An 18292-nucleotide genomic window follows, 5' to 3' on the forward strand; every position below is an offset into this window, starting at 1 on the left:
CCCGCGTCATCCCCGGCCGCTCAGTCCTGGGTCTGCAGTTCCCAGCTGGCGTGCTGGACGTCGTGGCGCTTCGACAGGTGCGCGATGATGCTGTCGAGCTCGGCATCGAGCGCCGCCGTGGAGACGAGGCGGGCGCGCAGCTCGATCCGATCATGCGGGCGCTCGATCTTCTCGATCTCCGCCACGGGGTAGCGCATCAGCTCCAGGTGATCGGTCAGCAGGTCGCGCAGCCGATCGACCTCGGCAGGGACGGTGGTGAGGGTGACGAAATAATGCGCCTCCACCTGGCCGCCCGCGAGCGGCACCCGGTTGATCGCGTTGACGATCGGCCGCAGCAGCGTGTTGCCCGCGATCACGAATATCGCGAGCGTCGCCGCCTCCGCCGCCATGTCGCTGCCCGCGCAGGCGCCTACCGCCGCCGAGCACCACAAGGTCGCCGCGGTGTTGAGCCCGCGGACGTTCATGCCCTCCTTCATGATCACGCCCGCGCCGAGAAAGCCGATGCCCGAAACGACATAGGAGATCACCCGCACCGCCTCGAGATCGCCGGCAATGCGCTGGGCGAGATCGACGAACGCCGCCGAGCCGAGCGCCACCAGCGCGTTGGTGCGCAGGCCCGCGGTGCGCTGGCGGAACTGCCGCTCCGCGCCGATCGCGGCACCCAGGAGGAGCGCAAGGCTGTAGCTGAGCAGCGTGTCGAGGTAGGCGGCCAGGTGGAAGGTATGGAGGAACTTCATGGCTGCGGCTGTACGCAGCTTTTGTTGCGTCGCCATGGCTTTTCTGGCGGTGCTGACGGCCCGTTGCGCTGCCTGTGAGCGCGGCGGCGCGCGCGCTGGCTGCTGACGCGCGCGGCGTGCCGCGGTAGAGGGTGGCTATGGAATGCTCGCTGCTGCCGCACTCGGCCACATCGCCGCACTTGATCCGCACGGTCCACTGCAGGCTCCAGCGCGACGCCGCGGCGCTTCACTTGCTCTACTCGGTCGCAGGCGCGCCGGGTGCATTGCTACTGCCGAGCCCCGCGACGCCTGCGCGGACCGGTGGGCTGTGGAAGACCACCTGCCTCGAATTGTTCGTGGCGGATGCCGGCGGCGCCTATCGCGAGTTCAACTTCGCGCCCTCGGGGCAATGGGCGGCCTATGGCTTCACCGCGCGCCGCCAGGACATGGCCCCGCTCGCCATGCCGGTGCCACCGACGATCCAGCTGACGGAGGCGGGCGATATGACGTGCATTTCCGTCCACCTGCCCAATATCGGCATCGATGCGCTCCGTCTCGGTATCACCGCGGTCATCGAGGAGAAGGACGGCACCAAATCCTATTGGGCGCTGCGTCATGGCGGCGATGCGCCGGATTTCCACGATCCCGATTGCTTTGTGGTGCAACTGCCGCCAGCAGACTGACATGCATTTCGGAATCGATCGCCTTCTCGCCGAACCTGATCTTCGCGCGCCCCTGCAGGGCAAGCGCGTGGCGCTGCTTGCCCATCCCGCTTCGGTCACCGCAGACCTGACCCACAGCCTCGACGCGCTGGTGGCCGCCGGCGTGGCTATCTCGGCGGTGTTCGGCCCCCAGCACGGCGTGCGCGGCGACCTGCAGGACAATATGATGGAGTCGCCGGACTTCACCGATCCGCAGTACGGCGTGCCGGTGTTCAGCCTGTACGGTGAGGTCCGCCGCCCGACCGAGGCGTCGATGGCGACGTTCGACGTGATGCTGGTCGACCTCCAGGATGTCGGCTGCCGCATCTACACCTTCGTGACGACGCTGCTCTATGTGCTCGAAGCGGCCGCCAAGCACGGCAAGGCGGTGTGGGTGCTCGATCGCCCCAATCCCGCCGGCCGGCCGGTCGAGGGGTTGACGCTGCTGCCGGGCTGGGAGAGCTTCGTCGGGGCAGGGCCGATGCCGATGCGCCACGGCATGACGCTGGGCGAGCTCGGCCACTGGTTCATCGCGCATTATGGCCTCGACGTGGACTATCGCGTGATCGCGATGCAGGGTTGGCAGCCGGAGGCGGGCCTGGGCTATGGCTGGCCGGCCGAGCGCCTCTGGATCAACCCGAGCCCCAACGCCGCCAACGTCAACATGGCGCGCGCATATGCCGGCACGGTAATGCTCGAAGGAACGACGCTGTCCGAGGGCCGCGGCACCACGCGCCCGCTCGAGCTGTTCGGCGCGCCCGACATCGATGCACGCGCGGTGATCGCCGAGATGCAGCGCCTCGCCCCCGAATGGCTCGTCGGTTGCACCCTGCGCGACATGTGGTTCCAGCCGACCTTCCACAAACATGTCGGCCAGCTCTGCGCCGGCGTGTTCCTCCATGCCGAGGGGCCGCGCTACGACCACCAGGCCTTCCGCCCGTGGCGCGTGCAGGCGCTGGCGTTCAAGGCGATCCGCGCGCTGTACCCGGACTATGACCTCTGGCGTGATTTCCCTTACGAATATGTGTTCGACAAGCTGGCGATCGACGTGATCAACGGCGGCCCGGGCCTGCGGGAATGGGTCGATGATCCCGCCGCGGTGCCCGCCGATCTCGACGCGTTGATCCTGCCCGACGAAGCGGCCTGGATTGCGGCACGCCAACCGCACCTGCTCTACTGATGGAGGGCTCGATGGTGGCACCCGAACGCGCGCTCTGCGGCCTGATCTTCGCGGTGGAGGAGGCGCAGGATCGCCCCGGCACGCTGGTCGCCAGCCTGCCGTTCGGCGGCATGACCCTACTCGAATATCAGATCCGCCTGCTCGCCGGGATCGGCGCCGAACAGGTGCTGGTCGCGGTCGGCAAGGTGACCCCGCAGTTCCTCGGCGCGATCGAGCGGGCGGGGCGCGGGCGGCTGAAGGTCGACATCGTCCGCTCGGCCGAGGAAGCGGCGGAGAAGGTGCTGCGCGACGCCGATGTGCTCGTGCTGGCCGACGGGCTCGTCACCATCGATCCGGTGATGGAGCGGATGGCTGCCGAACCCCATGCCGCGCTGCTGGTGACCGACGATACCGAGTCGCCCGCTGCGATCGAGCGGCTCGACATGCGCCATTGCTGGGCCGGCATCGCCCGTATCGAGACGCGGCATCTGGCACACATTGCCAACATGCCGGAGGATTACGACTTCCAGTCGGCGCTGCTCCGCGTCGCGGCACAGTCGGGCGCGCTGCAGGTGCCGCTGGCGCCGGGCTGGGCCCGCGCGGGCCATGCGGTGGAGCGGAGCGGCGAGGGGCTCGCGGCGCGCAACGACGCGGTGCTGGTGGCGCTGAGCGACCGCCGCACGCTCTGGGCCGATCGTTGGGTGTTCAGCCGCGCCGCCCGGCTCGTGCTGCCGCAGATGATGGCGCGCAACATCCCCGATTGGGCGCCGCTCGCGCTCGGTGGCGTGGTTTCGGTCGCATCGCTGCTCACCGTGCTGGCGGGCTGGGAAGGGGGCGGCGCGCTGGTTGCGCTGCTCGCGACGCTCGCGTTTGCGACCGCCGCCTCGCACGCGGCGCTGCGCGGTGAGGAGCCGCGCGCGCGGCAGATCGAAGCCGCGATCCTCGGCCTGTTCGTGCTGCTGCTGGCAGCGGGCGGCTGGCGCGAGTTCCGCGCGATCGGCAACGCGACCCCGCTGCTGCTGGCGGCGGGCGGGGTGGGGTTGCAACTGCTCGCCGAGCGCGTGCCGGTGCAGCGCCGGCGCTGGTGGGCGAACGCGGCGGCGCAGATGCTCGTCTTCACCCCCTTCGCGCTGATCGGGCATGCGACGCTGGGGCTGGCGGCGGTGTCGGTCTACGCCTTCGCGACGCTCACCGCGGCGATCGAAAGCCTGCGCGGCAAGTCTTAGCCTCCGATTAAGCTACCGGCGCTATGACCTTGGTACATGGCGCAAGGCGCTCCCGAACCGCGTGGTGGCCCGGCCATCGACGCCCAGGATCTGCTGGCGCGCGCCGGGGCAGCGGAGGCGCACGAACGCGCGCTGGGCGCAGCGACGGCGCGCGACCTGGCGATCCCCGAAAACCTGCGGCTGGACGAGCGTACGCGCACGGCGATGCTGATCGCGCTCGAGCAGATCGTCGGTTCGATCGAAGCCAGCCTGCGCCGCGCGGTGGTACCGGAGGGCTTTCCCGGCATCGGCCCGACGCTGCCGCTGCTACACACCGCCGGGCTGGCGGCGGACGGGGTGCTGGTGCACGAGCTGCTCGCCCGTATCCGCCTCGACCAGCTCGCAGCGGGCCTGCCGCACCGCGCGGCGGAGCATCCGGCACGTCCCAGCCTGCTCGGCCGACTCGCCGAGCACCCCGCGCCCGAATTGTCGGAGGCCGCCCGGGCGCTGCTGCTCGCCGAGAGCCGCGCGCGGAGTCCTGAAGCGGGACGGTGGCGACTGCCGTTCACCTTGCACCAACGGCTGCTTTGGTGGGTTGCATCCGCCATGCGCGAGCAGGCGGGAACCTTGGCGGGCGTGGCACTGGACGAGGCGCTTTGCGCCGCGGTCGCGGCCGAATGCGCGCTTGCAGCGCGTTACGCCGAGGAACAGCTGGAGGCAGTGGCGCTGCGCCTCGCCACCGCGATCGCGCCCGAACCACGCGAACGCGCCCGGGTACTGCTGGAGGCCCTGCGGGACCGGCACGTGTCTCTCTTCCTGGCATCCCTGGCCCAAGCCGCGCGCATTGCCTTTGCTGATGCGCGCGCGCTACTGCTCGATCCCGGCGCCGAGCGGCTGATGCTGGTGCTGCACGCGCTGGAGTTGCCGCGCGGAGCCATCGCCGAACTCTGCTTCCTGCTCAGCGATGCTGATCCCCGGCGCGATCTCGCTGCGATGGCGGACATGATCGACATGCTTGCGACGGTTGACGTGGCGCGAGCCCGCGAGCTGCTCGCCGACCTGCGGCTGCCCTCGGACTATCGCGAGGCACGCGCCGCGCTGCGCGGGATGCCGGCGCGGTGATCGCGGTTCCGTCGCTCGATCCGGTCGTGCCGCTGGCGGTGGCGCGACTGGATGCCAGCGGGCGGCTGATCGACGCCGAGCCCCGGCTGCGCGCGCTCAACGATCGAGCGGGCGGCGAAATCGGCGCGCCGCTGGCGCTACCCGGCGTCGCCGCGGTGGCGCAGCTCGCCTATCGGCTGGGCATCGCCATCTCGCGCAGTGTCGTCGCGGCGGACGGTGAGGAAGAAATCGATCTCTGGGTGCGCGCTGCACCGGATCGCGGTGGCGTGCGGCTCGAAGTCAGCGGCTGGCGTGCGCGACCGGCCTGGCGTCCGGCCGGCGATCCCGCACGCGACGGCGATTTCCTCCGCGCCGCGGGCGACTGGCTGTGGGAAACCGATGGCGCGCTGCGGCTGACCTTCCTCTCGCCCGAAGCGGGTCAACGCCATGGCTTCGACATTCGCGAGATGCTCGGCCAGCCGCTCACCCGGCTGTTCGCGCTGGCGCAGGACGATGCCGGGCAGCTGCCGATCCTCTCGGCGGTATCCGCCCAGGCGCGATTCGACGGCCAGCGTGCCGAGGTGCGTGGGACCGGACGTATGGTGCGGCTCGCCGCGACGCCCCGGCACGATCCGCTGGGCCGCTTCGCCGGGTTCATCGGCGCGGCGCGGGTGCTGGAGGGGGAAGGGGCCGACTCGCCGCGGCCCGTCCCGCCGGTCGCCGGGACCGGCTTTCCGCGCGCATTCGGCAGACGGCTGGAGCGGGCATTGCGCGGGCCGCTCGCGCGGATCATCGCCAATGCCGATGCGATCGGCGTGCAGGGCGAAGGGCCGATCCGCGGCGATTATGCTGGCTATGCCGGGGATATCGCCAGCGCTGGACGGCATTTGCTCGCGCTGGTCGAGGATCTGGTCGACCTTCAGGCGATCGAGCGCGACGATTTCGCGACCACGCGGTCGACCATCGACCTGGCCGATGTCGCGCGCCGTGCGGCGGGGCTGCTGGCGATGCGGGCGGGCGAGGCGGGGGTCCGCATAGACCGCCCCGGACCCGATGCGGTGCTGCGGGTGCGCGGCGAGTTTCGCCGGGCGCTGCAGGTGCTGGTCAATCTGATCGGCAACGCGCTGCGCTACAGCCCGCGCGGTGCCGCGGTATGGATCCGGCTGGAGAGTGAAGGCGGGATGGGCTGTGTGATCGTCGCCGATCAAGGCAAGGGCATCGCGCTCGAAGACCAGGTGCGCATTTTCGAGAAGTTCGGCCGCGTCGATCCGACCGAGCCGGGCGGGAGCGGGCTGGGGCTCTATATCGCGCGGCGTCTGGCCCGCGCGATGGGAGGCGATCTGATTGTCGACAGTGCGCCCGGCATGGGCGCGCGCTTCGTGCTGATGCTGCCGCTGGTCGAGGATCCGGAGCGCCCGCCTCCTCCTGCGGGCGCTCCCTGAGCCGTCAGCGGCGACGGCAGACTTCGATGCGGCGGCCGTGGTGCCATTCGTCGAAGCAGACGGTGCGGCTGCGATAGCCATAGCCGCCGCGGTCCCAACCCGGACGCCCGCGATCCCAGCCATGGTGGCGGCCGCGATCCCAGCCGCGATGGCGCTCCCAGCGGTCGTGGCGATCATGGCGATCCCAGCGGCGCTCGTCATGGTCACGGTAGCGCCAGTCCTGCGCCTGCGCGGCCGTGGCGCCGACCAGGCCGGTGGCGACGAAGCCGGCGGTAGCGATCCATTGAACCAGTTTCATCGGTGAGTCCTTTCTCGTGTCGATGAAGCAGGATTAGGCGAGTCGAGGCGTCCAGAGCCTGAACTGGTTTGTAGGCGAGGGTTCATCTTCGGATCATGCCCGTCCCCCGCTGCGATGCGGTAAATCAGCAACACCAGGGGCTTTTGAAAATTGCAGTACTACACAGTACGATTTTAGCTTGACGTTACGGCGCCCGGGCGTAGAGAAAGCTGCATACCGTAACGATCCGCGCCGTTTTGAAAGCGTGGGTTCAGGGAGCCGGGATATACCCGGCGGCCTCGTAGCGGGACGATGGGGGGGATCCTCCACCGTTCGGGTGCGGGAACAGGTGGAACATATTTTTGCGGAACGGCCGGCGACGCCGCACAGCGTCGACCAGGGAGGCCTGCAGCCGCAGCGTACAGGAGTGCAGGCGATGGCGTATCTTGATCTTTCCGGCTTCGATCGGCAGCCCGTCACGACCCCGTCGACTGCAGCGCTGACCCCGCTGGAATGGCAGGTCGTGGCGATCGCGCAGCGCGATCGGCTGTCCTCGCTCGAAGCTCCGAGCCGCTGGGCGCGCTTCCTCACGATCTTCTTCGGCGGTGATCGCGCCAGCCCGCGCTTGGCCGACTCCAAGCTGGAGGCGCTGCGCCGTATCGCGGTGCTCGCCTGGCACAAGGGCTATGCGCTGCCGAAGCAGGAAATTGCCGACTTCCATGCCTCGGGCTATTCGCTCGAGCATCTCGAGCTGCTGCTCGCCCGGGTGAGCGAGGGCCGTTCGGCCCTCAACGAGGGGCGCGCCCGCTAAGCGCGGACGCGCTGTTTCCCCGCTTACTGCTGCTTCTTTTCCTGGTTCTCGCTGTCGGCGTTGCGATCGATGCGCGACGTCATGCCGGTGGCGGCTGCGTCCGACTCGGTCTGCTCGCGGTCGCTGAACGGCTTCGGCTTCTCGGTCGGCGTCGCTTCCGGCACCGGCGCGGCGTTGACCGGCTCGGCGGTGGCGGGTTCCTGAGTCGAGACGTTCACGTCGGCCGGGGTCTCCGGCACGGTGATTTCGGTGACGTTGGCGTCGGGCGCGCTCGGGGCCTCGTCCTTGCTGCCGCAAGCGGCGAGGGTGAGGCCGGCGCTGGCCAGGATCGCGAAAGTGCGCAGCTTCATCAGTATTTCCTTGGCGTTCGGGTTCAGGAGGCGGTGGCGACGCTGACCGCCGCACGCGATTCGATCTTCTCGGCGAGCAGCTTGTCCCAGTTATAGGGATCGTCGCGGAAGTTCATCGTGCCGTCACCGCTCGCGAATGCGGTCCAGTAGAGCAGATAGACCGCGACCTGGTCGGCATCGGCAAGGCGGACGCGCACCGTCTTGGTGCCTTCCAGCTGCGCGGCGATCGCCTCGGGCTGCCAGTTCGGATCGTTCTTGAGCAGCAGCTCGGCCAGCGGGCCCGGCTTTTCCAGGCGGACGCAGCCATGGCTGTCGAGCCGGCTATAGCTGTTGAAGCCCGACTGGACCGGCGTGTCGTGCAGATACACGGCGTAAGGATTGTCGAAATCGAACTTGTAGCGGCCGAGCGCGCTGCGCGGGCCCGATTCCTGCTGCAGGCGGCGATCCGGCCCGGTGCCGATCACGCGGTAGCCATGCGCCTTCAGATAGGCCTCGCCCTTGGGCCACAGCTCCTTGGCGGCGATGCCGCTGGGCACGTTCCACGGCGGATTGAGCACGATCGAGTGGATGCGCGACTGCAGCATCGGCGTCTCGTTGCCCGGGCGGCCGGTGACTGCCTTCATCGAGGCGATCGGGCTGTCGCCCTCGAACACGGTCATCACCGCCGCGGCGATGTTCACCTGGATGCGCTTGGCCGGCAGCGTCTGCGGCAGCCAGCGCCAGCGCTCCATGTTCGCCATGATCTGGCGGACGCGCGCCTCGACCGGCACGTTGAGCGCGGCCAGGGTGCCGGTGGAGACGACGCCGGTCGGACGCAGGCCGTAGCGGCGCTGGGCGCGGAGCACGGCCTCCTGCAGATCCTGGTCGAACACGTCGCCGCTCGCCGAGACCTGCTTGTCCTCGACGGCGAGGCGCTTGCGCAGCGCCTTCACCCGCGCGCCGCTGGCGCCCTTGGCGAGATCGGGCCCCGGTGCCAGCTTCGGCCAGCCACCCGAGGTGAGGATCGCGCGATAGGCGACCAAGCCCTTTTCCAGCCCGTCATAGCCGGCATAGGGCGGCGGCAGCGAGCGGATCCAGGCGGCGAGACGATCGCGCTTGACCGCATCGGCAAAGCCGGGCGTGGGATCGAACGGGGCGGGGCGCAGGCCCCAGTCGTTGATGAAGTCGCTCGAATCGAGCCGGCCCGAATGGACGGCGCGCGCATAATCCAGCGCGGCGCGGGCCATGCCGTCGCTGTCATTGGGCAGGGTGACCGTGCTCGTCATGCGGCGCAGGCCCTGCGACAGGCCGGCATCGGTGAGCAGCTGGCGCAGCTCGGCGATCTGCTTGGTGCTGAGCGTGGGCAGCGGGGCCGCGGCCACCAGCGGGGCGGGGACGAGCGGCGTCGGCTGCGCCTGGGGCGTCTGCGCCGGGCGCGGCGTCTGCACCGCCGGGGTCTGGCTTTGCGGCGTGCGCTGGGCAGCCGGCCGGGGGTTCTGGGTCTGCACCTGGCTCACGGGTGTCGGCGTCGGCTGCGTGGCGGGGGTGGGGCTGGCCTTGGGTTTGGGAATCAGCCGGAATTGGGCCATGGCGGGAGAGGCGATCGCGCTCGCCAGCGCCACTATTGCTACCCCCTTTTTCAGCACCAACTTCGTTCCCACCGGCTTCTTCACTTCGTCCACGCGCAATACTCCACTCGCCGCGTCGTTTATCAACGCATCGGCCTATAGGCGATGCCCGTACGAACATGCGAGAAGGAAAACCCATCCCCGCTCAGCTTGACTTTTGCCAACGTTGTCGGGAAGCGTCGCGCCCACACGCCACCAGGGCAGGAGAGGGATCGCTTGGCAACCGCACGTTCGACGCACACCACGCTGGCATTCGCCGCGGTAACAACGCTGTTCTTCGCCTGGGGGTTCATCACCTCGCTGGTCGATCCGCTCGTCGCAGCGGTGAAGGGCATCTTCACGCTCACCAATCTGCAGGCGCAGGCGAGCGCCTTCGCCTTCTTCTTCGCCTATTTCGTCGTCTCGCTGCCCGCAGCGGCGCTGGTCTCGCGCCTCAAGGCGGTGCCGTCGATCCTGCTGGCTTTGTGCACCATGGCGGTCGCCTGCCTGATCATGCTGACCGCAGCCAATCTCGCCAATTACTGGCTGGTGCTGCTCGGTCTGTTCGTGCTGGCAAGCGGCATCACCGTGCTGCAGGTCGCGGCGAACCCGCTGGCGGCGGCGCTCGGCGATCCGCAGCGCAGCCATTTCCGGCTGGTGCTGAGCCAGACCTTCAACTCCTTCGGCACCTTCCTCGGCCCGCTGCTCGGCGCGCATCTGTTCCTCAAGGGCGTCGAGGTAAAGTCGGGCGCGGTCGTCGATCCGGCGGTCCGCGCCGAGGCGCTGGCGGGCATCGATACCGCCTATCTGTGGATCTGCGGCCTGATCCTCGCACTGGCGGTGTTCTTCTTCCTCAGTCGCCGCGTCGTCAGCGATGCCGCGCCTGCGCACAAGGGCACCACGGGCCTGTTCGACGCCTTTTCGTCGCGCTGGGCGCTGTTCGGCGCGCTGGGCATCTTCCTCTATGTCGGCGCCGAAGTTTCGATCGGCACGCAGATGGCGCTGTTCCTCAACGACAACAGCATCTGGGGCCAGTCCGATGCGCCGTTCGGGGTGCCGATCCTCGGTACGCTGATGGGCAGCGACGGCGTCCACGGCGTTTCGCTCCAGGAGGCCGGCAAAGCGGTTGCCTTCTATTGGGGCGGGGCGATGGTCGGTCGCGCGCTCGGCTCGCTGCTGCTCACCCGCGTTCGCGCCGACAAGCTGCTGGCGCTGTTCACCGTGATCGCGGCGGCGATGTGCCTCTATGTCGTCGCGGTCGGCGGCGTCACCGCGGGCTTCGTCGCGCTGTCGATCGGCCTGTTCAACTCGATCATGTTCCCGGTGATCTTCACGCTGACGCTCGAGCGTTCGGGCGCCAGCGAGGAGGCGACCTCAGGCCTGCTCTGCACCGCGATCGTAGGCGGCGCGCTGCTGCCGCTGCTGGTCGGCAAGGTGGCGGATCTGCACGGCTATGCCTTCGCGCTGATCGTGCCGGCGCTCTGCTACGTGGTGCTGTGCGGCTTTGCGATCGCCGCGGGCCGCGCCAAGCCGGTACGCGCCGGCGGCGGCGCTTCGCTGCACTGATAGGCAAGGGCCGAGCGGGGTTTGACGCTCCTGCAGCGTTGCGCCACGCTCGGCCCCAACGACCTACGCTATCTCCAGGAGAATCGGGATGTCCCTCCGCCGCCGTTCGCTGCTCGCCGGCGCGCTTGCGCTGCCCCTCGTCGCCCGCGCGCAGACGCAGGAAAGTTACGAGCAGCGCAAGGAGCGCCTGTTGCACGAGGATTTTCCCGAACTCAGCCGCTACGCCGCCGACAATGCCCGCATCCTCGCGAGCGGGGAGAAGGTGAACATCGTCTTCATGGGCGATTCGATTACCGAGGGCTGGAAGGGCAAGCGGCCGGGTTTCTTCACTGCCGGCCGCGTCGGGCGCGGCATCAGCGGGCAGACGACGCCGCAGATGGTGCTGCGGATGATGGCCGATGTCGTCCACCTCAAGCCGCGCTTCGTCCACATCATGGCAGGCACCAACGACATCGCCGGCAATACCGGCAAGATGACGCGCGCACAGAGCTATGACAATTTCCGCATGATGACCCAGATCGCCAAGGCGAACGGCATCGGCGTGATCCTCGCCTCCATTCCCCCCTCGGATCATTTCCCCTGGCGTCCGGGGCTCGACGTGCTCGGCCCGATTCGCGAGATGAACGCCTGGCTGCGGGACTATGCCAAGGCCGAACGGCTGACCTGGGTGGATTACACCCCCGTGCTGGCCGATGCGAAGGGCGCGATGAAGCCCGGTCTCGCCTCGGACGGCGTCCATCCGACCGAAGCCGGCTATGACGCGATGGCGACGGTGATCGAGCCGATCCTGAAGGCCCGCCACGCGTGAAGCAGTTGCTCGGCACGGCGGCGCTGCTGATCGCGGCTCCGGCCGCCGGGCAAACGCTGGAAGTGGTGTCCCCCGACGGCGCCAACCGCGTGGTGGTGGCGCTCGATCGGCAGGGCGTGCCCAACTACACGGTGCAGCGGCGCGGCGAGCTGATCCTCGCACCCGCACCGATCGCGCTGGACCTCGATCGCGACATGATGGGCTGGGGCATGGCCGTCACCGGCAGCGAGGCGAGCAGCGCCGACACGCGCTACAAGATCGTGCTCGGCAAGGCGGCCGAGGGGCGCGATCGCTATAATCAGCGCATCATCCACCTGCAGGAGCGCGGCGGCGCCAGACGGCGGATGGACCTGATCCTGCGCGCCTATGACGACGGCATCGCCTTTCGCATGCTGGTGCCGGTGCAGCCGGCGACTGCGGCGGCGGTCGTGCGCTATGAACGCACCGGCTTCTATTTCCCACAGCCCTGGAAATGCTGGGGCTTCAATGTCGGCCGCTTCGGTTCGAGCCACGAAGGTGAGTTCGATCCCGTCGACACCACGCGGCTGCGCGACCACAATCTGTTCGACGTGCCCTTCGCTTGCGAGACGGGGAAGGGCGCCTTTGCCATCGCCGAAGCCGATCTGATCGACTTCGCCGCGATGTACCTTACGGGGCGCGGCGATGGCGGGCCGGGGCTGCAGGTGAAGCTCTCCCCCTCGCTCGACGACCCGCGCATCGCGGTGCACACCCGTATCGGCAGCCCGATCGTCACGCCGTGGCGCGTGGTGATGCTCGCCGACCGGCTCGGCGCGCTGCAGGAATCGACGCTGCTCACCAGCCTCTCCAGCCCGAGCCGGATCGAGGACACCAGCTGGATCCAGCCGGGCCTCACCAGCTGGGACTGGTGGAGCGGGCCCTCCATCGCCAAGCTCCCCGGCCAGCGCACCACGACGGCGGTGGCCAAGGCGTTCATCGACTTCGCCGCGGCGAACGGCATGCCCTATACGATGATCGACGAGGGCTGGTATGCCGGCGCCGGCGGTGGCGGGGTGCGGCGGCCGGGCGTCGACATCACCAAATGGGCCGATGCGATCAACCTCCAGGAAGTCGCCGACTATGCCCGCGCCAAGAAGGTGCGGCTGTGGCTGTGGGCGCACTGGCAGGCGCTCGACGAGCAGATGGAGGATGCGCTCGCGCTCTACGAGAAGCTCGGCGTCGCCGGCATCAAGATCGACTTCATGGAACGCGACGACCAGTGGATGGTCAACTGGTACCAGAAGCTGCTGGGTGCGGCCGCACGGCACCATCTGATGGTCGACCTGCATGGTGCCTTCGCGCCACGCGGGCTCACCCGTACCTGGCCCAATTTCGTGACCCAGGAAGGCGTGATGGGCGCCGAGTACAACAAGTGGAGCACGCGGGCTACCGCGGGCAACGACGTGATGCTCGCCTATACCCGCGGGCTGCTGGGTCCGATGGATTATACCCCCGGTGGCTTCCGCAACGTGGCGCCGGCGGATTTCCGGATGCGCGGCGACCTGCCGATGGTGCAGTCGACCCGGGCGCATGGGCTGGCGATGTATGTCGTCTTCCTCTCGCCGCTGCAGGCGGTGGCGGATAGCCCCGATACCTATGCGGCGAGCCCGGCGGGCTTCGACTTCCTTCGCCAGGTGCCGACCAGTTGGGACGAGACGCGGTTCCTCGCCGGGGAGACGGGTGCGTACATCGTTCTGGGCCGCCGCAAGGGGAAGGCCTGGTATCTCGGCGCCATGAACGACGAGAAGCCGCGGACGATCTCCGTCCCGCTCGATTTCCTCGGTGCGCACGGCGCCGAGGTGCGGATCTGGAGCGACGGTGCCGCGCCCGATGCGGTGGAGGTAGAAACCAAGCGCGTATCGCGGGAAGTGCCGCTGACGCTCAATCTCGCGGCGACGGGCGGGGCGGTGGCGGTGCTCCAGGAGCGCTGATTCGGGCACTTGATGCCTAGATTCTGCCGCATTTCGTCGCCTCGATTTCACCGTTCGACCGCATCTGTCGCAAAGTTCACCCAGGGTTCATGGCCCGATGGGTCTTTTCGGTCGCATGATTGTTGCATTGCAGCGCCCGGAAAACCCGAAGGGGAACGACATGCCGTTTCTGAAGAGCCCGGCTCGGTTCCTACTCCACTACGTCACGCGACGGCCGCTGGCCTTCGCGCTGCTTGCGCTGCTCGTGGTGGGCGGCGCCTCCAGCGCGGTCGGCGTGCAGTACGCGATGAAGCTGCTGATCGATTCGATGACGGTCGCGGCGCCCTCGCACACGGCGGTATATGTCGCGCTCGGGGCATTTGTCGGCCTGGTGGCGCTCGAGAACGGCCTGGTCCGCGGCGCGGCGATGTTGTTGTGCAACATCACCGTGGCGAGCGGAGTACGCATCCGGCTCGACATGTTCCACTATCTGACCGGCCACCATATCGGCTTCTTCCAGAACCAGCGCGGCGGCTCGCTCGGGCACCGCGTCGGCGCGCTGACGGGCTCGTTCCAGGCGCTCACCCACCGTATCCTGATGGAGATCACGCCCCCGCTGATCGCGTTCGGCGGCGCGCTGCTGATCTTCCTCGCGATCGACTGGCGCATGGCGGTGGCGATCACCGGCATCTTCGTCGCGGCGAGCACCGGCCTGGTCTTCCTCGGCATGCGCGGCGACAAATACCACAAGGCCTTTGCCCGCGCCGCCAGCGAGAGCGGCGGCGAGTTGGTCGACCTGGTCGGCAACATCGCCGCGATCAAGTCGTTCGGCGCCCGCCGCCGCGAGTCCGAGCGGCTCGCCGGCTTCTTCCAGACCGAGGCGGCGGCGCAGAAGCGCGGCTGGATGTTCGTCGAGCGGATCCGCGTGCTGCATGACGTCGCGCTGGTCATCCTCGTCGGCGGTGCGCTGGTCTGGGCGGTCGAGCGCTGGATCGCGGGTGGGATTACCGCGGGCGACGTCGTCGTCGTCAGCGCGATGACCTTCCGCATGCTCAACGGCTCGCGCGACCTCGCCATGGCGCTGATCGATACCAGCCAGCAGTTCAGCTATCTGCGCGAGACGCTGGAGATCGTCGGCGCCCCCCATGCGCTGGAAGACGCCCCCGACGCGGTGCCGCTGCAGGCGACCGAGGGCGAGGTGCGGATCGAGGGCCTGACCTTCGCACATCATCCCGGCCAGCCGGTGCTGCACGATCTCTCGCTGGAGGTCGCGCCCGGCCAGAAGATCGGCATCGTCGGCCCCTCGGGCGCCGGCAAGTCGACGATCCTCCAGCTCGTCCAGCGGCTGCACGATCCGCAGGCGGGACGCGTCCTGATCGATGGCCAGCCAATCGACCGGGTAACGCAGGACAGCCTGCACCAGGCAGTGGCCGTGGTGCCGCAGGAAGTGCTGCTGTTCCACCGCTCGATCCTCGAGAACATCCGCTTCGCCCGCCCCGACGCCACCGATGCCGAGGTCCGTGCCGCGGCCGAGGCGGCGCATTGCGCGGGCTTCATCGCGCTGCTGCCCAAGGGCTATGACACGATCGTCGGCGAGCGCGGGACCAACCTGTCGGGCGGCCAGCGCCAGCGCATCGGCATTGCCCGCGCGTTTCTCAGCAAGGCGCCGATCGTGCTGCTCGACGAGGCGACCTCGGCGCTGGACACTGGGTCGGAGATCGAGGTGCAGCAGGCGCTCGACGCGCTGATGGCGCACCGCACCGTGCTGGCCGTCGCGCACCGCCTCTCCACCGTGGTCGGTTTCGACCGGGTGATCGTGGTGGAGCATGGCCGTATCGTCGAGGACGGCGCACCGCTGTCGCTGCTGCGTGCGGGCGGGGCCTTCCAGCGGCTCTGGGCGCTGCAGGCCGAGGGCCTGGATGCACCGGTCGAGCGCCGCGAATTCCCCCGCTTCGTCGCCGGTACCGCTCTGCGGATGTTCGGCCTCGGCGCGCGCCCCCCGCTGCGGGTGGTGGAGCGGCAGGCTGCTGGCTGAGGCTGAAACGCTCCGCTCCCGAGCGATTTCGGCATCATCGCAGCCGGAACGGAGGGAGTGGCTGTCGCCAGGCCTGAGCATCGGTCGCTATACCGCTGGCGGGAAAGGGTCGCCCAAACACTCCGGCATCAACGGTGCCGCGTTCCGTTCAGAGGAGAGGGCAATGACTCAGGCAATTATTCAATATGCGTTCGACCCGAACTATGTGCTTGGTGTGCAGAATGTGCAGGCCGGTGCACAGGTGGTGATCCTGCAGCAATCGACGGTGACCAATCCGTCTCTGATCCTGTGGGACATCAACATGTTCAACCAGTATATCACGCTCGTCGCTAGCCAAGCGAGCCCCACGCCGCTGGTGCTTACGGCGCCGTCTGCGGCGGCGCAGACTCAACTGGTGGTAAGCAATCGCCAAGGGTCCAACAATCTGCAGCAATGGACCTTCTTCGGCTCGCAGAGCTTCATTTCTTCCGTTGGGGCACCCGGCATGGTTGTCGACGACCAGAGTCGCGGACTGCAGAACGGTAACCCCATTTGGCTCTATCCGAACAACGGCTCGCCCGCGCAGCAGTGGATCCTGTTTCCTGCGACGCTGCGATCGTTGGAAGAAGACCTCGCCGAACTCGAAAGCGCCTGACGCAGCCAGATGCCGCGACGGCTCCAACACGCAGTCGCGGCATACCGCATCGGAAAAAAGAAGACGGCGCCACCGCGGGAGCGGGGCGCCGTCTTTTTGTAACTACCGGGGCCGAAGCCCCGGAAGCTGCGCTTAGCGCTGGCTGACGGGCACGTAGTCGCGCTGCGTCGGGCCGGTGTAGAGCTGGCGCGGGCGGCCGATCTTCTGCTCGGGATCCGAGATCATCTCGTTCCACTGCGCCACCCAGCCGACGGTGCGGGCCAGGGCGAACAGCGCGGTGAACATCGTCGTCGGGAAACCGATCGCCGACAGGATCACGCCCGAATAGAAGTCGACGTTCGGGAACAGCTTCTTCTCGACGAAGTAATCGTCCTTCAGCGCCATTTCCTCGAGCTGCAGCGCCACCTCGAACACGGGGTCCGAAACGTTGAGCGACGCGAAGACTTCGCGCACGGTCTGCTGCATCACGGTCGCGCGCGGATCGTAGTTCTTGTACACGCGGTGACCGAAGCCCATCAGGCGGAACGGATCGTTCTTGTCCTTCGCGCGGGCGATGAACTCGGGGATACGCTCCGGACGGCCGATTTCGTGCAGCATGTTGAGCGCGGCTTCGTTGGCGCCGCCATGCGCCGGGCCCCACAGGCAGGCGATGCCGGCGGCGATGCAGGCGAACGGATTGGCGCCCGACGAACCGGCGAGGCGCACGGTCGAGGTAGAGGCGTTCTGCTCGTGATCGGCATGGAGGATGAAGATGCGGTCGAGCGCCTTCTCCACCACCGGGTTCACTTCATATTCCTCGGCCGGAACGCCGAAGGTCATGCGCAGGAAGTTGCCCGTGTAGCTCAGGTCGTTCTTCGGATAGAGGAACGGCTGGCCCACGCTGTACTTGTACGCCATCGCCGCGATCGTCGGCATCTTGGCGATCAGACGGTGCGACGCGATCATGCGCTGCGTCGGATCGGTGATGTCGGTCGAGTCGTGGTAGAAGGCCGAAAGCGCGCCGACCACGCCGCACATCACCGCCATCGGGTGCGCGTCGCGACGGAAGCCGCGATAGAAGGTCGCCAGCTGCTCGTGCAGCATGGTGTGGCGGGTGATCGTGCTCTCGAACTTGGTCAGCTCGTCCTGCGTCGGCAGCTCGCCGTTGAGCAGCAGATACGAGACTTCCATGAAGCTCGAATTCTCGGCCAGCTGGCCGATCGGGTAGCCGCGGTGGAGCAGCACGCCCTCGTCGCCGTCGATGAAGGTCAGGCCCGACTCGCAGCTCGCGGTCGAGGTGAAACCCGGATCGTAGGTGAAGGCGCCGGTCTGCGCGTAGAGCTTGCGGATATCGACGACGTCCGGGCCGGTGCTGCCCTTGAGGACGGGATATTCGACGTCTTTCCCCGCAACATGCAGTTTGGCGGTATCGCTCATGTAGTCGTCCTTTCCTTCGACCCGTTTTCAGGCGGGTGTACGCATCTGATCTGCGAAGCGGGGGAGAGCCCCCTCGGTTCCCGGCGTCGCCTGGGCGCCGAAGATAGCCGGAGAAGTTCGGCGGCCGGTTAACGCCGCAAGCAGCGGCTGCGCCATGTCGCCGGGCTTCCCGCCCGCTTTGTCGGCGACGGTGCGTACCGCCGCTTCGAGCGCCTCCGTATCCCACGTTACCAATCCGTCAAGCGCGGTGTGTAACCGAGGGCGGGCGGGGGCGCGGCTCGCCCTTAGCAGAGCGGTTGCCGCTTCGTCCAATGTACGTGCGCGCATGCGGAAAAGAAGGGGCGGCGATCGGACGCGAGCACGGAAAATCCGAACGGAACGCCAATTTGCACCTATGCTGCGATGCAAATTCTCGACAGCGAGTCGGCGTTGGTCGGGGCAATATCCACCTCGCGGTCACGACACACCGCCCGACCTTGCGTGATCAATGCAAGCGAACCGCAGTGGTTTTTTGTTTCCTGCAATTTGCGCCCATATGGTGTGCTGCTCAAGAGATG

17 protein-coding genes are annotated in these 18292 nt (G+C 68.1%); 11 read left to right on the forward strand and 6 right to left on the reverse strand.

Going from position 1 to position 18292, the window contains the following annotated elements; genetic code table 11:
- Positions 1–20: 20 nt before the first annotated feature.
- A complete protein-coding gene (locus tag ACTJKY_RS12985; protein ID WP_440846563.1) occupies positions 21–737 on the reverse strand; it encodes an MgtC/SapB family protein in 717 nt (238 codons plus the stop codon).
- 179 nt (positions 738–916) lie between these two features.
- Between ACTJKY_RS12985 and ACTJKY_RS12990 the strand changes: the two genes are divergently transcribed.
- The 5 genes from ACTJKY_RS12990 to ACTJKY_RS13010 are packed head-to-tail and all read left to right on the forward strand — an operon-like array spanning position 917 to position 6324.
- Positions 917–1399 (forward strand): DOMON-like domain-containing protein, encoded by a 483-nt coding sequence (locus tag ACTJKY_RS12990; protein ID WP_440846564.1) that lies wholly within the window; start codon positions 917–919, stop codon positions 1397–1399.
- A 1-nt stretch (position 1400) separates the two neighbouring features.
- Positions 1401–2597 carry an exo-beta-N-acetylmuramidase NamZ family protein gene (locus ACTJKY_RS12995; protein WP_440846565.1) on the forward strand — a complete coding sequence of 399 codons (1197 nt, stop codon included), beginning with the start codon at positions 1401–1403 and terminating at the stop codon, positions 2595–2597.
- A gap of 11 nt (positions 2598–2608) precedes the next feature.
- Entirely contained in the window at positions 2609–3802 is a 1194-nt protein-coding gene (locus ACTJKY_RS13000) for a hypothetical protein (RefSeq protein ID WP_440846566.1), read from the forward strand.
- Between the two features lie 36 nt (positions 3803–3838).
- Positions 3839–4903 carry a DUF2336 domain-containing protein gene (locus ACTJKY_RS13005; RefSeq protein WP_440846567.1) on the forward strand — a complete coding sequence of 355 codons (1065 nt, stop codon included), beginning with the start codon at positions 3839–3841 and terminating at the stop codon, positions 4901–4903.
- Positions 4900–6324 carry an ATP-binding protein gene (locus ACTJKY_RS13010; RefSeq protein WP_440846568.1) on the forward strand — a complete coding sequence of 475 codons (1425 nt, stop codon included), beginning with the start codon at positions 4900–4902 and terminating at the stop codon, positions 6322–6324. Before ACTJKY_RS13005 ends, ACTJKY_RS13010 begins: the two co-directional genes overlap by 4 nt.
- A 4-nt stretch (positions 6325–6328) precedes the next feature.
- Here ACTJKY_RS13010 and ACTJKY_RS13015 read toward each other — a convergent pair whose 3' ends face one another.
- Positions 6329–6622, reverse strand: coding sequence for a hypothetical protein (locus tag ACTJKY_RS13015; RefSeq protein WP_440846569.1), 294 nt, complete (start codon positions 6620–6622; stop codon positions 6329–6331).
- A 415-nt stretch (positions 6623–7037) separates the two neighbouring features.
- On the opposite strand from ACTJKY_RS13015, the gene ACTJKY_RS13020 reads away from it, so the two are divergent.
- Positions 7038–7412 (forward strand): hypothetical protein, encoded by a 375-nt coding sequence (locus ACTJKY_RS13020; RefSeq protein WP_440846570.1) that lies wholly within the window; start codon positions 7038–7040, stop codon positions 7410–7412.
- A gap of 23 nt (positions 7413–7435) precedes the next feature.
- Here ACTJKY_RS13020 and ACTJKY_RS13025 read toward each other — a convergent pair whose 3' ends face one another.
- Both ACTJKY_RS13025 and ACTJKY_RS13030 read right to left on the reverse strand, forming a co-directional pair.
- Positions 7436–7762, reverse strand: a complete 327-nt coding sequence (locus ACTJKY_RS13025) for a hypothetical protein (RefSeq protein WP_440846571.1) — start codon at positions 7760–7762, stop codon at positions 7436–7438.
- 23 nt (positions 7763–7785) lie between these two features.
- Positions 7786–9423 (reverse strand): L,D-transpeptidase family protein, encoded by a 1638-nt coding sequence (locus ACTJKY_RS13030; protein ID WP_440846572.1) that lies wholly within the window; start codon positions 9421–9423, stop codon positions 7786–7788.
- Between the two features lie 162 nt (positions 9424–9585).
- Between ACTJKY_RS13030 and ACTJKY_RS13035 the strand changes: the two genes are divergently transcribed.
- From ACTJKY_RS13035 to ACTJKY_RS13055, 5 genes are all read left to right on the forward strand, one after another.
- Positions 9586–10914 carry an MFS transporter gene (locus tag ACTJKY_RS13035; protein WP_440846573.1) on the forward strand — a complete coding sequence of 443 codons (1329 nt, stop codon included), beginning with the start codon at positions 9586–9588 and terminating at the stop codon, positions 10912–10914.
- An 88-nt stretch (positions 10915–11002) separates the two neighbouring features.
- Positions 11003–11722, forward strand: coding sequence for a GDSL-type esterase/lipase family protein (locus tag ACTJKY_RS13040; RefSeq protein WP_440846574.1), 720 nt, complete (start codon positions 11003–11005; stop codon positions 11720–11722).
- The gene (locus ACTJKY_RS13045; protein WP_440846575.1) at positions 11719–13671 is read left to right on the forward strand and encodes a glycoside hydrolase family 97 protein; all 1953 of its coding nucleotides are present in this window, start codon (positions 11719–11721) and stop codon (positions 13669–13671) included. Before ACTJKY_RS13040 ends, ACTJKY_RS13045 begins: the two co-directional genes overlap by 4 nt.
- Positions 13672–13831: 160 nt before the next feature.
- Positions 13832–15685, forward strand: coding sequence for an ABC transporter ATP-binding protein (locus tag ACTJKY_RS13050; RefSeq protein WP_440846576.1), 1854 nt, complete (start codon positions 13832–13834; stop codon positions 15683–15685).
- 163 nt (positions 15686–15848) lie between these two features.
- Positions 15849–16319, forward strand: a complete 471-nt coding sequence (locus tag ACTJKY_RS13055; protein WP_440846577.1) for an RICIN domain-containing protein — start codon at positions 15849–15851, stop codon at positions 16317–16319.
- 132 nt (positions 16320–16451) lie between these two features.
- Here ACTJKY_RS13055 and ACTJKY_RS13060 read toward each other — a convergent pair whose 3' ends face one another.
- Positions 16452–17735, reverse strand: coding sequence for a citrate synthase (locus ACTJKY_RS13060; RefSeq protein WP_440846578.1), 1284 nt, complete (start codon positions 17733–17735; stop codon positions 16452–16454).
- Between the two features lie 27 nt (positions 17736–17762).
- Positions 17763–18062, reverse strand: coding sequence for a hypothetical protein (locus ACTJKY_RS13065; protein ID WP_440846579.1), 300 nt, complete (start codon positions 18060–18062; stop codon positions 17763–17765).
- Between the last annotated feature and the right edge of the window lie 230 nt (positions 18063–18292).

Source organism: Sphingomonas sp. 22176 (assembly GCF_052045505.1).
GTDB lineage: Bacteria > Pseudomonadota > Alphaproteobacteria > Sphingomonadales > Sphingomonadaceae > Sphingomonas.